We start from the raw sequence: 13,929 nt of genomic DNA, 5'->3' as shown, positions 1-13,929 counted from the left end.
TGATAATCCCACCTCCCTCCTCACTTACCCCCTTATTTAAAGCGTTTTTTAATATTTTCCAAATCCTTTGCAGTGACACCTTTTTTCGAAAGCTTATTCAACAGACTTCCGACATTTTCTGTTTTCTGCATCTGACGAAACTGCGCAGCATACCCGTTAATCTCTTGCTCGGTCAATTTTTTCCCTGATTTTCTGGCCATTTCGCGAATGACTTCCTTGATTCCCGCATCTGTCCTCAGCTTTTCCTTGGGAATTGATTTTACAATGTTGAGCAAAGAACCAATATCCATCAATATCCCCCCTGGTTGCAGTTAGTTCCTTTTTACTCTATGTAGCCAAGAGCGTAATGGATTGGTCATTTGTCCATGAGACTAAAAAAAAGAAGAGGTCGTAAAAACCCTCTTCTCATCCGTGTTTTGATTATGGAGTAATATCTGCGTATTTGAAATCGATAGCACCTAGACCATCCATGATTACATCCTTCAGCTTGTCGTTTTGCACCCACGAATGCGTATAGTAGTAGAGGGGCGTGATAGGCATTTCATCCATTAAAATTTGTTCAGCCTGCGCCAAAATCGCTTTTCGCTTCTTTTGGTCTTGCTCTAGGTTAGATTGGTTCAAAAGCTCCCTGTATTTCGGATTTTCCCAACCAGTATCGTTGTTTCCACCGTCTGCTTCCTTGAACAATTCCAGGAAGCTTATCGGATCATTGAAATCAGCTGTCCAACTTGCACGAGCAATTTGGTAGTCACCTTCGTTCACATCTTCCAGGAACACCTCCCACTCTTTGTCTTCAAGCTTCACATCTACACCGAGGTTTATCTTCCATTGATGCTGAATGATCTCCGAGACCTTCTTATGGCCTTCGGACGTGTTGTAGGTAAGTGTGATTGGCGGAAGCTTGGTGATACCTTCTTCTTTCATCCCCTCTATAAGCAGCTTCTTCGCTGTTTCCACATCATTATCTGTAAAATATCCCTTTTCATTCAATGTCATAGTCGGCGGTACATATCTGGTTGCAAGCAATGGACTAAGGGGAGAAACATTCATCAATAATTGACGATTAATCGCATAAGCAAAAGCTTTCCGAATTTTTGCGTTGTGAAACGGTGCTTTTTCGGTGTTAAAACGGTAGAAGTATGTACCTGCAATCGGCTTCCATTTTATTTTCTCAGCAACCTTACTATCGATATAAAATGGCAGTGACGAAGTTGGAGATCCTGCCCAATCCAACTCTCCATGTTTGAACATTTCCAGCTCCGTGTACTCATCTTCTTCCATCGAGAAATCGATTCTGTCCAACTTTACGTTATCTTTATCCCAGTAGTTCTCGTTTTTAACAAGGACCATTTTGATTTTTTGTTCCCATGTTTCCATTTTGAATGGTCCGTTACCAATGATCGTTTTTACATCGTTAGCCCACTTCGGGTTACTTTCAACAACCTTCTTGTTTACCGGATAGTATGTTTTGAAGGACAACAGCTCCAAGAAATATGGCGTTGGGTTTGTTAGCTCCACCTTTAGCGTTTTATCGTCGATCGCTTTTACGCCAATGTCTCCCACATTGCCAGTCCCTTTATTAAATGCTTCTGCACCCTTGATATAATACAACTGGTAGGCATAATTAGAAGCTGTCTTTGGATCGAGAACGCGTTTCCAGGCATATTCAAAGTCGTGTGCCGTTACTTGATCGCCGTTACTCCATTTTGCTTTACGAATCTTAAATGTATATGTTTTCCCATCCTCAGAAATGGTATAGCTCTCTGCTGCTGCTTCGTGTGTCTTACTGTCCTTACCTTGACGGGTCAGCCCTTCAAAAGTAGCGCTGATAATCGTAAGAGAAAGCCTATCCTCTGCAATACCCGGGTCTGCTGTGGACGGCTCCGATTGCAGATTCATTCTCAGTACCTTTTTTGACTCTGCCATTTTGGCAATGCCCTCGTTCCCTGTCATCATTCCACCAAAAACGAGGACCGAACTTAACACCAGAAAAACACTCTTTTTCAAAATATACACCCCATTTTTTTCTAAATAATCCCAAAAATAGTATACATCAAAAATCGAATTTCAATTGAAAATGAGACAAAAAAGAAGAGTGGTTTATACAACACCACTCTTCTTTTTGCCTGTCATTTATTTCTTTTCTACGAGATCTGCATATTTGAAATCGATATCACCCAGACCATCGATTACTACATCTTTCAAATTCTCGTTTTGCAGCCATGAGTTCGCGTAGAAGTAGATTGGCATGATCGGCATTTCGTCCATCAGGATTTGCTCGGCCTGCATGAGAATTGCTTTGCGCTTCTCTGGGTCTTGCTCCAAAGCGGATTGGTTCAAGAGCTCCTTGTACTTTTGATTTCCCCAACGTGTATCGTTGTTTCCGCCGTCTTTTTCCTGGAACATTTCCAAGAAGTTGATGGGATCATTGAAATCACCCAGCCAGCCTCCACGAGCGATTTGATAATTACCTTGGTGTACGTCTTCTAAGTATACCTTCCACTCTTTATTTTCGAGTTTTACATCTACGCCGAGGTTTTTATTCCATTGACCCTGAATTTCTTCTGCAATCTTTTTATGACCTTCGGATGTGTTATAGATTAGAGTGATCGGCGGTAGTTTGGTGATCCCCTCTTCCTTCAAGCCTTCTACCAGTAACTTCTTTGCAACCTCAAGGTCATTATCTTTGAAATAACCGTCTTTATTCAACGCCATGCTCGGTGGTACATAGCTTGTTGCCGGTACTTGACCAGCTTGCAGGATATCGGAGGTGATGCTTTCACGATTAATGGCATACGCGAACGCCTTACGAATTTTTGCATTGGTAAACGGCGCTTGCTCTGTATTGAAACGGTAGAAGTAGGCACCGGCGATTGGCTGTGTCTTCAAGAAGCCAGCTTCCCTCAAAATCGGAAGTGCATCGGTTGGCAGCGAGGAGTTTGGAGCACCCGCCCAATCCAACTCGTCGTTATCAAACATGGCCAACTCAGTATTCTCATCCTCTATCATGGTGAATTCGATCTTGTCCAATTTTACGTTGGCTTTATCCCAGTACTTCTCGTTTTTTACGACAGTCAGCTTGCTCTTGTGTTCCCATGTTTCCATTTTGAATGGTCCGTTGCCAACAACCGTCTTTGCCTCGTCAGCCCATTTCTTGTTACCTTCGACTACCTTCTTGTTCACCGGGAAGTATGTTTTAAAAGCAACCAGCTCCGAGAAAAATGGTGTCGGGTTTGTCAGTTCCACTTTTAGTGTCTTATCGTCAATCGCCTTTACGCCAACGTCTCCCGCCTTGCCGATTCCTTTGTTGAAGTCTTCTGCACCTTTCAAATAGTACAGTTGATATGCATAGTTAGAAGCTATCTTTGGATCGATTGCGCGTTTCCAAGCATATTCGAAGTCATGCGCCGTTACTGGATCGTCGTTGCTCCATTTGGCTTCTCGAATCTTGAATGTATACGTCTTCCCGTCCTCAGAAATGGTATAGCTCTCTGCGGCGGCCGGATGCACCTTTCCGTCTTTTCCGAGTCGTGTCAGACCTTCGAATGTAGCTGTGATGATCGTGCTAGAGGTAGTATCCTCCGCAATTCCCGGGTCTACTGTAGGCGGTTCCCATTGCAGATTCATTCTTAATACTTTAGGCTCAGCTGCTTGGATAGCGCCTTCGTACCCTGTCATCATTCCACCGAAAACGAGGACCGAACTCAACACCATAAAAACACTTTTCTTCATCATATACACCCCATTACCCTCTGATAAAATCTTCCAAAAATAGTATACAATAAATAGTAAAAATTTGGATATTAAATAGATAAAAAAAGAAGAAAGGTGAGACACCTCTCTTCTTTTACATGCACAGTTATTATTTCTTTTCAGCGATATCTGCGTATTTGTAGTCTACAGCACCCAGACCATCGATGATTACGTCTTGAACCTTGTCGTCTTTAACCCAAGATTGTGTGTAGTAGTAGATTGGCATAATTGGCATTTCATCCATCAGGATTTGCTCAGCTTGTGCCAGGATTGCTTTACGTTTTTCTGGGTCTAGCTCCAGAGCGGATTGGTTCAGGAGTTCTTTGTATTTCGGATTTTCCCAACGAGTATCGTTGTTTCCGCCGTCTTTTTCCTTGAACATTTCCAGGAAGTTGATTGGATCGTTGAAGTCTCCCAACCAGCCTGCACGAGCCACTTGGTATTTACCTTGGTGTACGTCATCCAGGTATACCTTCCACTCTTTGTTCTCGAGCTTCACGTCTACGCCGAGGTTTTTCTTCCATTGGTCTTGGATTGCCTCAGCAATCTTTTTGTGGCCTTCGGAAGTGTTGAAGGAAAGAGTCAGGGCTGGGAATTTGCTGATGCCCGCTTCTTTCATACCTTCTTCGAGCAATTTCTTCGCTGCTTCGATGTCGTTATCCTTGTAGAAGCCGTCTTTGTTCAGCGCCATGCTTGGTGGTACATAACCTGTTGCAGGCAATTGACCAGCTTGCAGGATGTTGTCGATCAGGCTTTGACGATCGATCGCATACGCAAATGCTTTACGGATTTTCACATTGTTAAATGGTGGTTTTTCTGTGTTGAAACGGTAGAAGTAAGTACCCGCGATTGGCTGAGTTGTCATTTTGCCGGAGTCTTTCAAAGCTGGGATCGCGTCTGTTGGCAACGCAGAAGTTGGAGATCCCGCCCAATGCAGTTCACCGTTTTCGAACATGGACAGCTCAGTATTCTCATCCTCTACCATGGAGAATTCGATTTTGTCCAATTTTACGTTGTCTTTATCCCAGTAGTTGTCGTTTTTGGAAACTACGAGTTTGCTCTTGTGCTCCCAAGCATCCATTTTGAATGGACCGTTACCAATAACTGTTTTCGCATCGGTAGCCCATTTCTCGTTGCCATCTACTACTTTTGGATTAACTGGGAAGTATGTTTTGAATGCTACCAGCTCCAGGAAGAACGGAGTTGGGCTCGCCAATTCTACTTCCAGTGTTTTATCGTCAACTGCTTTTACGCCAACCTCTTCTACTTTACCCTTGCCTTTGTTGAAGGCTTCTGCGCCTTTCACATAGTACAGTTGGTATGCATAGTTAGAAGCTGTTTTTGGATCAAGAGCGCGTTTCCAAGCATATTCGAAATCTTTTGCCGATACAGGATCGCCATTGCTCCATTTATTATCACGAATTTTGAATGTATATTTTTTACCGTCTTCAGAAACAGTGTAGCTCTCTGCTGCTGCTGGATGGTATTTACCGTCTTTACCAACGCGAGTCAGACCTTCGAAGGTAGCTGTGATGATGGTTCCGGAAGTTGTATCTTCCGCGATACCTGGGTCAGCTGTTGGTGGCTCGGAGTGCAGGTTCAGTTTCAATACTTTAGTGCCGGTTGCTGGTGCAGAATTTTCTGTCTTTGCTCCAGAAGCGTTGCTATCTGCTGGTGCCGCCTGGTTTCCGCCACCGCATCCTGCGAGTGCCGCGCCAAGAACGAGGATAGAACTCATTGCCACGAAAACATTCTTTTTCATACAAGTAATCCCCCTTTTCTAAATCTTTTATCAATATACATGGTTTTATATATTTTTTAAATATGTTTTAGAATGATTTAATAAATTTTTATTTATTTATAAAGATAGTTAATGAATTATAAAATATATTGATCGATAAATTTATTTTCCAAAACATTCCTATCCCAATATTTCTATGAAAAACCGCATAATATCAAGCTTTCTCAGAGCTTCGGATTCAAATCGAATTTATTGATGTATTTTTCCATTCACCCAACTTTACCAACATTCAGTAAAGTAACAATAGTAATTTAATTTATAATTTTATAATTACTAACATCATCGTCAATCTACTGCTCGATTCCTTTACTCCCGAAATGGTTTACAAAAAAAGAAGAGTGCCGAAGCACCCTTCTTTTATTACAACGAGCTATGCTCTTTTTCTTATTGAATGTCTGCCCATTTCCAGTCTACGAAACCGAGACCGTCGAGTACTACACCTTTTACTTTGTCTTTTTTCACATAAGAATGTGTGTAGTAGTAGATTGGAACTGCTGGCATTTCGTCCATGAAAATAGCTTCTGCTTGTGCCAGAATTTGTTTGCGTTTTTCTGGGTCCTGTTCAAGAGCAGATTGGTTCAGCAGCTCTTTGTACTTCGGATTTTCCCATTTCGTGTCGTTGTTGCCGCCATCTTTGTCCTTGAACAGGTCCAAGAACGTGTATGGATCGTTGTAGTCACCACTCCAGCTGGAACGTGCGATTTGGAATTTACCTTGGTTCACATCTTCCAAGAATACTTTCCATTCTTTGTTCTCCAGCTTAATGTCTACGCCGAGTGCTTTCTTCCATTGGTCTTGGATCGCTTCGGCAATTTTCTTGTGACCTTCAGACGTGTTGAAGGAAAGAGTCAGGGTCGGCAATTTGGTAATGCCTTCTTCCTTCATACCTTCTTCCAGCAATTTTTTCGCTACTTCTACATCGGCGTCTTTGAAGTACGGGCTTGTTGCCACTGCCATTGTTGGCGGGATCAGACCCATAGCTGGTTCTTGATTTGCTTGTGTGATGTTGTCGATGATGGATTTACGATCAATCGCATAACCAAACGCTTTACGGATTTTCGCGTTGTTGAACGGCGGAACTTCCGTATTGAATTTGTACATGTACGTACCCGCGATTGGGCGTGTTTGCATTTGACCGGATTCTTTCAATGCAGGAATCGCATCGGTAGGAAGCGCACTCAAAGGTGCTCCGGACCAATCCAGATCGTCATTGTCGAACATGGACAGCTCTGTATTCGCGTCCTCAACCATGGAGAAGTTGAGCTTGTCGAGTTTTACAACGTCTTTATCCCAGTAGGTATCGCTTTTCACGAGAACCAATTTGCTCTTATGTTGCCATGTTTCCATTTTGAATGGACCGTTACCTACGTGAGTAGCTGCTTCGCCCGCCCATTTGTCGCTGCCTTCCACTACTTTTTGGTTAACTGGGTAGTACGTATAGAACGCAGTCAGCTCCAAGAAGAATGGTGTTGGGTTCTTCAATGTCACGACGAGTGTTTTATCATCTGTCGCTTTTACGCCAACATCTTCAGCTTTTGCTTTACCTTTGTTGAATTCTTCTGCGTTTTTCAGGTAATACAATTGGTAGGAGTAGTTAGATGCTGTCTTCGGATCGAGCGCTCGCTTCCAAGCGAATTCGAAATCCTTTGCTGTAACTGGCTCTCCATTGCTCCATTTGCTGTCACGCAGGGTGAATGTATAAGTAAGACCATCTTTGGATACGTCAATTTTTTCTGCTACAGATGGTTGTGGTTTGCCATCATCGCCAATACGGGTGAGACCATCAAATGTTGCACGCAGAACCGCACTGGAAGTAGAATCCTCAGCCAATGCAGGGTCAGCAGTTGGTGGCTCGGACATCATGTTCATTCTCAATTCTTTAGGACCACTTGTTTGCTCCTTAGAAGCATTGCCTTGCTCGCCTGCTTTCTCACCGCCGCCGCCACAGCCTGCCAGCGCCGCACTTAGAACCAGGATAGAACTCATTGCTGCAAAAACGCTTTTTTTCACGGTGTTGACCCCCTTTTTTCTATCGGTAAAAATTCCTTGAACGATACTCCACAAATATACTGCATTTTTAGTAATATTGAAGACATTTTAAGTAAAATTAATTATGTTTTATTCAAACATCAAATTCTATTAAAGGAAATAAATTTGGTATTTTTCATCATGTGAAGTATGCCTCGTACAAGAGAATTTATTCAGCAAAAACAACCCCTCCAGCCAGAAGGCGAAGGGGTTCACTATGATTACATTTGGGTTCGTCGATACTCATTCGGAGCTACACCGACGATTGCTCGAAAATCTCGAATGAAGTGAGAGTGATCATAGTAGCCAAGAGAGGTAGACAGGTCCAGCCAATCTTGGACCGTTCCCTGGTCAATCTGCTCTGCCGCCTCATGCAGTCTGTATCGTTGGATGACCGACTTCGGGCTGACACCTACATAACGGTCAAACAAGCGCTGCATCGTCCGCATGTTCATTCCGGTCAACTGTACCGCATCCTCAACCTTGAGTACGGATCGATCTGCCTGGATCATCCTGACGATTTCACTGATGCGCGCTACATTCGGGTCGGGCTTCGGCAAATATTCGTATAGAAAGGCTTCTACCCTTTTCACCATTTGCTCATCATCTGGCAGGCTTAGCACTTCTTTCTCAAGCTGCTCGGTCTCAACACTAAATACGGCTTCCAGACTCGTAGAAGTACCACTCAGCTTTGATACCGGGGCATTCAAATACGGATAAAAACCTCCGGGCACAAATTTCACTCCGAACACCTGACCTTGTCCCTCTAAAAGATGCGAGGAAGTCGTGCGGGCTACACCAAAAATGCCAGTTGCTCCTTTTTCAAACACCAGATTCACATTAGGATGAGCGAGTACGGTTTGCGAGTACGGAAGTTCTGTACGCAAATCCCACCGCACGACCCAGTAGTGCTGCACGAAGTAGCTAATTTCAGCAGATGGCTCGTATCTGTCCAGTGAAAATTTCTTCTGTCCAATCATCGCATGCAGTACACCCTTTGGGAGCTTGGCAGTCTGATTTTCCAAGGCGCGCCTCCTGTCGTGTTTTTACAATACACACTACTGAATTCTTCTTATAGTAAGAGTAGTAGTTGGGACACTTGATTACAATTCCCAAATGAAAAAATCAGGGGGTAAAACGATGGATCTTCGCTTCGATTTCTACATTGGTGCTACGCCAGAGCACGTCTGGCATGTCCTTACTTCCGATGAAGGCGTAAAGAGTACTTTCTTTGGCTGTACGATTCAGTCGACTTTTCAAGTAGGCGATGAGATGGCTTACGTTGGTCCGGGAAAAGACGGTGACGATACGGTGCATGTATACGGGAAGATTTTGCAGTTCGACCCTCATCACATTTTCAGTTTCACTGAACATCCTGGTCCTGCCTACTATGAGAATCATGCAGAATTGCAGTCTCGCGTCACGATTACCCTTGAACCGATTGGCGGCTGCACGAAGCTGACGCTGATTCAGGATCAATGGACAGAAAACCACCCCTCTCACGCAAGCGCCAGCAATAATTGGCCGATGATGCTTTCGTCGATCAAGACCTATGCGGAGACAGGCAAGACACTTGATTTTGGCTTCTAATAAAAAGAATCCCGAGACCAGGAAACGCCCTGACCTCGGGATTTTTGTTATTCTCGTTACTCCTTCATTTCTGCCCACTTCAGGTCGATAAATCCGAGTCCATCCACTTGAACGCCTTTCACCTTGTCGCTCTGCACCCAGACATCCACATCCGTGAACATCGGGATCAAAGGCATGGCATCCATGAAGATTTGCTCAGCCTCGCCAAACAGCTGCTTGCGCTTCTCTGGGTCCGTTTCTACCGATGCCTGCTTCAGCAGCTCCTGATAGCGCGGATCTTCCCAGCCCGTGTCGTTGTTGCCTGTTTTACCATCTCGGAACATCTCCAGGTAGTTCATCGGATCATTGAAGTCTGCATTCCAGCCGATACGGCCAATCTCGTAATTGAGTTCATGCATATCCTGCAAGTGAACAGCGAACTCCTTTACCATGAGCTTTACTTCAATGCCAAGTTTTTGTTTCCATTGGTCCTGAATCGCTTCGGCAATTTTCTTATGTCTGTCGTTTGGATTGTAAGACAAAGTGATCGGAGGCAGCTTTGTTACGTTAAGCTCCTTCATGCCTTCTTCCAACAGCTTTTTGGCTGTTTCTACATCATTATCCTTGAAGTAGCCTTCTTTATTGATAATCATGGATTGCGGCAGCATCCCCATCGTTGGCACCTGGCCCACTTGTGTGATGTTATCTACAATGGTTTGACGATCAACGGTGTATGCCAATGCTTTACGAATTTTCACATTGCTGAGCGGCCCTTTTGTCGTATTCATCTTGTACCAGTACATCGTCGCTTTTGGATGAACGACGAGTTTGCCCGCGTCCTTCAGTGACGGAATCGCATCGGTGGGAAGTCCGCCGAGTGGCTGACCTGCCCAATCCAGCTCACCGTTCTCGAACATGGACAGGGCTGTATTATCGTCCTCGATCATCGCGAACTCAATGCGATTGAGCTTCACTACGTCTTTATCCCAGTATTGCTCGTTCTTTTCCAGTACGATCTTGCTCTTGTGCTCCCACGCTGTCATCTTAAATGGACCGTTGCTTACATGCGTCGCCGCTTCGTTCGCCCATTTCGGATTGGCCTCCACTACTTTTTGGTTAACCGGGTAGTACGTGTAGAAAGCCGTCAGCTCCAGGAAGTAAGGCGTAGGATTCTCCAGCGTGACTTCCAATGTTTTGTCATCGAGAGCCTTTGCACCGAGGTCGTCGGGCTTCAACTTGCCTTCGTGAATCAGCTTCGCATTTTTAATGTAGTACAGCTGATAGGCATACTCAGCTCCAAAGGTCTTGCCGAGTGCACGCTTCCATGCATACACGAAGTCATGGGCAGTTACTGGATCGCCATTGCTCCACTTGGAGTCGCGGAGCGTGAACGTATACACCAGTTTGTCATCTGAGAGCTTTATTTCAGATGCTACTGAATTCACTGGCTTTGCGTTTGCATCGAAGCGAGTCAAGCCATCAAAAGTAGCACGAACAACCGCTCCCGAAGTGGCATCCTTCGTAAGACCTGGGTCGGCTGTCGATGGCTCACTCGTAATGTTCGCCCGAAATACCTGCTGCTTTCCATTTGCAGGCTTTTCAGCGGGCGCTGTGGTTCCCTCGGCTGGAGGGGTTGTCGTTGGTGGCTGCGTACTCGTGGAGCATCCGGCTAGCACACTTCCGGCGACCAGCATCGCACCAAGAAACAACTTGAGTTTCTTTTTCATCTGAAAATTCCCCCTTATCTATATTTTCTCACTTCAAACACAATATACTCGACTAGATTTGGGTTGAAAACGGGGTTGCTATAGATTTAATTTAATTTTATGAAAATTCACTATATTATAAATAAAAGTAAAACCCAACCAGCTTGTAGGCCAGTTGGGCTTTGTTGATCGATCAATTATTTCTACTTTAGAACGCTGGAATAATCGCGCCTTTGTATTCTTCTTCAATGAACTTTTTCACTTCAGGTGAGTTCAGTTCTTTTACCAGCTTTTGAATGGCTTCGGAATCCTTGTTGTCAGGACGAGCTACCAAGATGTTCGCATATGGAGTATCTTTGTCTTCAATAAACAGCGCATCTTTGGTTGGAACGAGCTTTGCTTCCAGTGCATAGTTGGTGTTGATCAGCGCCAAATCTACTTCTTCCAGAACGCGTGGCAGCATTGCTGCTTCTACTTCTTTGAACTTCAGGTTTTTCTTGTTCTCAACAACGTCTTTCACAGTACCACTGATGCCAACGCCTTCTTTCAGCTTGATCACGCCGTTTTTCTCCAAGAGTGCCAGTGCGCGGCCGCTGTTTGTTGGATCGTTTGGCAGCGCAATTGTTGCGCCATCAGCTAATTCATCCACAGATTTTACTTTTTTGCTGTAAGCGCCGAATGGCTCGATGTGTACAGCCACTACTGACTCCAGGTTCATGTTTTGTCCTTTATTGAACTCTTCCAGGTAAGGCTTGTGCTGGAAGAAGTTAGCGTCGAGTTGTTTCTCGTTCACTTGAACGTTAGGTTGTACATAATCGGTGAATTCTTTAATTTCCAGATTCACGCCTTGTTCTTTCAGTTTTGGTTGAACCAGCTTCAAGATTGCTGCGTGTGGAACGGGAGAAGCGCCTACCTTCAATGTTACTTCCTGTTGTCCGCCTTGTGCGCCGCCTTCAGCTGGTGCTGGTGATGTTTCGGTTTTGCCTCCGCAAGCTGCCAAAGAAAATGCCAACACAGTAGAAAGTACAGATACGACTAGCTTTTTCATGAATGATTTCCCCCTTGCATGTATTTATCTTATCATTTGAAACCCTATATGGAAAAATCCTACTTACGGCTGAACTTCAGAACCAGACGGTCCCCCAGCGATTGTAAGATCTGTACCAACACCAGCAAAATAACAACAGTCACAATCATGACATCGGTTTGGAAACGCTGATAACCGTATCGGATCGCCAAGTCACCCAAACCACCACCGCCAATTACTCCAGACATCGCAGTGTAGGAGACCAGCGTAACCGTCGTGATCGTAATGCCCGCGATCAATCCTGATCTAGACTCTGGCAAAAGGACATTCCAGACGATCTGCCAATTAGAAGCTCCCATGGATTGTGCAGCCTCAATCACGCCTTTATCAATCTCACGCAGAGAGGTTTCCACCAAACGCGCGAAAAACGGAGCGGCACCGAATACGAGCGGCGGAATAGCACCAAGTACGCCGAGTGAAGTTCCTACGATCATTTTCGTCACAGGAATCAGCAAAATCATCAATATGATAAACGGTACCGAGCGCAATACATTGACCACGAATGATGCGATCGTATAAAAAGAGCGGTTTTGCAGAAGCTGTCCGCGTGAGGTCAAGAACAGAATGATTCCCAGCGGCAAACCAATCAGGACGGTAAACAGAGTGGAAAAACCAAGCATCGTGAGCGTATCCATCGTACCTACACCGATTTCAGCCCAATCCACATTTTCGAATGTCCAGTCCATTTATATCACCTCTACTTCCAAGCCACGTTGGCGCAGCGTCTCGATGGTCTTTTGATTCTGTGCGACATCGCCTTCCAGCTCGATCACCAACTGACCATACGGCGTATCCTTCATGCGAGAGATCGTTCCCTGCAAAATGCTGAAGACCGTACCTGTCTCTTGCATCGTTTGGAATAGAATCGGCTGATACGTTTTTTCACCGAGGAAAGTAACACGAGCGATCGTGCGGTTCCCCGAGGCTTTTTCGTGCTCGACTGCTTCACGCAGTTCAGTAGAATCCGCTACTTGTTCCACGAATTCTTGTGTCGTTGGATGCTTCGGACGAAGGAAGACATCCAGTACGTTACCTGACTCGACGATCTTTCCTCCATCAATCACGCCGACACGATCACAAATGGAGCGAATGACGTGCATCTCGTGGGTAATCAACACAATGGTCAACCCCAACTTACGGTTGATGTCCAAGAGGAGTGCCAGAATGGAGTTCGTCGTCTGCGGATCGAGAGCCGACGTAGCTTCGTCACAGAGCAGCACTTTTGGATCATTTGCGAGCGCCCGGGCAATCCCGACACGCTGCTTCTGTCCGCCAGACAGCTGGGTCGGATATTTGTCCTTATGTGCCTCCAAGCCAACCAGCTTCAGCAACTCGTTTACTTTCTTATCTATCTCTGCCTTCGGACGCTTCGCCAGCTTGAGCGGAAACGCGACATTTTCGCCGACTGTCGACGAAGACAGCAAGTTAAAGTGCTGAAAAATCATGCCGATTGCGCGGCGTTTTTCTTGCAGCTTCCCTTCAGCCAGCTTTGTCAAATCGACGCCGTCTACAATAACTTCCCCCGAAGTTGGGCGCTCTAGCAAATTGATGCACCGGATCAACGTACTTTTTCCTGCACCTGAGTGTCCGATAATCCCGTATATTTCTCCTTGCTCTATGGAAAGGTCGATCCCCGTTAACGCTGGGATGGTTTTACCTTGTACTTGATAGCTTTTATGCAAATGACGCAGTTGGATCAACGCATCCACCTCCCGACCACAATCTTGATAAAATATAAAAACCCCTTTTTCACAAACGAAAAAGGGGCTGCAACGCAATGTATACGTTCGCATCCACCTTTCTCATCTATACAAGATCCAAATGATCCTGTAGGAATTGGCACCGCGACGTTCATTCGAAAATGAACCGGCTGCCGGGCTTCATAGGGCCTGTCCCTCCGCCTCTCTTAATAAGAAAGATATCTACGTATATTATGTTCGTTTTTTTGTTTTCATCATGATACAAAACGGATTATATCCTTTTCG

The 13,929-nt window shown here is 45.0% G+C and carries 11 protein-coding genes and 1 riboswitch; of the genes, 1 reads left to right on the top strand and 10 read right to left on the bottom strand.

Annotated features, from left to right (window positions below; all coding sequences use genetic code 11):
• Window positions 1–32: 32 nt before the first annotated feature.
• The 6 genes from ACFYU8_RS22710 to ACFYU8_RS22685 form a co-directional block, all read right to left on the bottom strand.
• A complete protein-coding gene (locus tag ACFYU8_RS22710; protein ID WP_390304052.1) occupies window positions 33–290 on the bottom strand; it encodes a hypothetical protein in 258 nt (85 codons plus the stop codon).
• A gap of 130 nt (window positions 291–420) precedes the next feature.
• Window positions 421–2,007, bottom strand: coding sequence for a peptide ABC transporter substrate-binding protein (locus ACFYU8_RS22705; protein WP_390304050.1), 1,587 nt, complete (start codon window positions 2,005–2,007; stop codon window positions 421–423).
• A 126-nt stretch (window positions 2,008–2,133) separates the two neighbouring features.
• Window positions 2,134–3,732, bottom strand: coding sequence for a peptide ABC transporter substrate-binding protein (locus tag ACFYU8_RS22700; RefSeq protein ID WP_390304156.1), 1,599 nt, complete (start codon window positions 3,730–3,732; stop codon window positions 2,134–2,136).
• Between the two features lie 130 nt (window positions 3,733–3,862).
• Complete coding sequence (locus ACFYU8_RS22695) at window positions 3,863–5,515, bottom strand: peptide ABC transporter substrate-binding protein (protein ID WP_390304048.1); 1,653 nt, start codon at window positions 5,513–5,515, stop codon at window positions 3,863–3,865.
• 423 nt (window positions 5,516–5,938) lie between these two features.
• Window positions 5,939–7,564 carry a peptide ABC transporter substrate-binding protein gene (locus tag ACFYU8_RS22690; RefSeq protein ID WP_390304046.1) on the bottom strand — a complete coding sequence of 542 codons (1,626 nt, stop codon included), beginning with the start codon at window positions 7,562–7,564 and terminating at the stop codon, window positions 5,939–5,941.
• Between the two features lie 239 nt (window positions 7,565–7,803).
• A complete protein-coding gene (locus tag ACFYU8_RS22685) occupies window positions 7,804–8,607 on the bottom strand; it encodes a DUF6597 domain-containing transcriptional factor (RefSeq protein ID WP_390304044.1) in 804 nt (267 codons plus the stop codon).
• A gap of 115 nt (window positions 8,608–8,722) precedes the next feature.
• On the opposite strand from ACFYU8_RS22685, the gene ACFYU8_RS22680 reads away from it, so the two are divergent.
• A complete protein-coding gene (locus ACFYU8_RS22680) occupies window positions 8,723–9,172 on the top strand; it encodes an SRPBCC family protein (RefSeq protein WP_390304042.1) in 450 nt (149 codons plus the stop codon).
• Between the two features lie 56 nt (window positions 9,173–9,228).
• On the opposite strand, the gene ACFYU8_RS22675 is transcribed toward ACFYU8_RS22680, so the two are convergent.
• The 4 genes from ACFYU8_RS22675 to ACFYU8_RS22660 all read right to left on the bottom strand — a co-directional run bounded on the left by ACFYU8_RS22675 (window position 9,229) and on the right by ACFYU8_RS22660 (window position 13,644).
• The gene (locus ACFYU8_RS22675; protein ID WP_390304040.1) at window positions 9,229–10,878 is read right to left on the bottom strand and encodes a peptide ABC transporter substrate-binding protein; all 1,650 of its coding nucleotides are present in this window, start codon (window positions 10,876–10,878) and stop codon (window positions 9,229–9,231) included.
• Window positions 10,879–11,065: 187 nt separating this feature from the next.
• Entirely contained in the window at window positions 11,066–11,905 is an 840-nt protein-coding gene (locus ACFYU8_RS22670) for a MetQ/NlpA family ABC transporter substrate-binding protein (protein ID WP_390304038.1), read from the bottom strand.
• 59 nt (window positions 11,906–11,964) lie between these two features.
• On the bottom strand, window positions 11,965–12,630 hold the full coding sequence (locus ACFYU8_RS22665) for a methionine ABC transporter permease (protein WP_390304036.1): 666 nt from the start codon (window positions 12,628–12,630) through the stop codon (window positions 11,965–11,967).
• The gene (locus ACFYU8_RS22660; RefSeq protein WP_390304034.1) at window positions 12,631–13,644 is read right to left on the bottom strand and encodes a methionine ABC transporter ATP-binding protein; all 1,014 of its coding nucleotides are present in this window, start codon (window positions 13,642–13,644) and stop codon (window positions 12,631–12,633) included. It abuts the gene before it with no gap.
• A gap of 99 nt (window positions 13,645–13,743) precedes the next feature.
• Window positions 13,744–13,860, bottom strand: a riboswitch (SAM riboswitch).
• Window positions 13,861–13,929: the final 69 nt, after the last annotated feature.

Origin of the sequence: Brevibacillus sp. NPDC003359 (genome assembly GCF_042878995.1) — a bacterium.
Taxonomy (GTDB): Bacteria; Bacillota; Bacilli; order Brevibacillales; family Brevibacillaceae; genus Brevibacillus.
This window is presented reverse-complemented; position numbering and strand designations above follow the sequence as displayed.

Excerpts from the sequence above, each read along its gene's own strand:
- ACFYU8_RS22710 (WP_390304052.1), bottom strand. The coding sequence starts at position 290 with ATGGATATTGGTTCTTTGCTCAACATTGTAAAATCAATTCCCAAGGAA.
- ACFYU8_RS22700 (WP_390304156.1), bottom strand. The coding sequence starts at position 3,732 with ATGAAGAAAAGTGTTTTTATGGTGTTGAGTTCGGTCCTCGTTTTCGGT.
- ACFYU8_RS22695 (WP_390304048.1), bottom strand. The coding sequence starts at position 5,515 with ATGAAAAAGAATGTTTTCGTGGCAATGAGTTCTATCCTCGTTCTTGGC.
- ACFYU8_RS22680 (WP_390304042.1), top strand. The coding sequence starts at position 8,723 with ATGGATCTTCGCTTCGATTTCTACATTGGTGCTACGCCAGAGCACGTC.
- ACFYU8_RS22675 (WP_390304040.1), bottom strand. The coding sequence starts at position 10,878 with ATGAAAAAGAAACTCAAGTTGTTTCTTGGTGCGATGCTGGTCGCCGGA.
- ACFYU8_RS22670 (WP_390304038.1), bottom strand. The coding sequence starts at position 11,905 with ATGAAAAAGCTAGTCGTATCTGTACTTTCTACTGTGTTGGCATTTTCT.
- ACFYU8_RS22665 (WP_390304036.1), bottom strand. The coding sequence starts at position 12,630 with ATGGACTGGACATTCGAAAATGTGGATTGGGCTGAAATCGGTGTAGGT.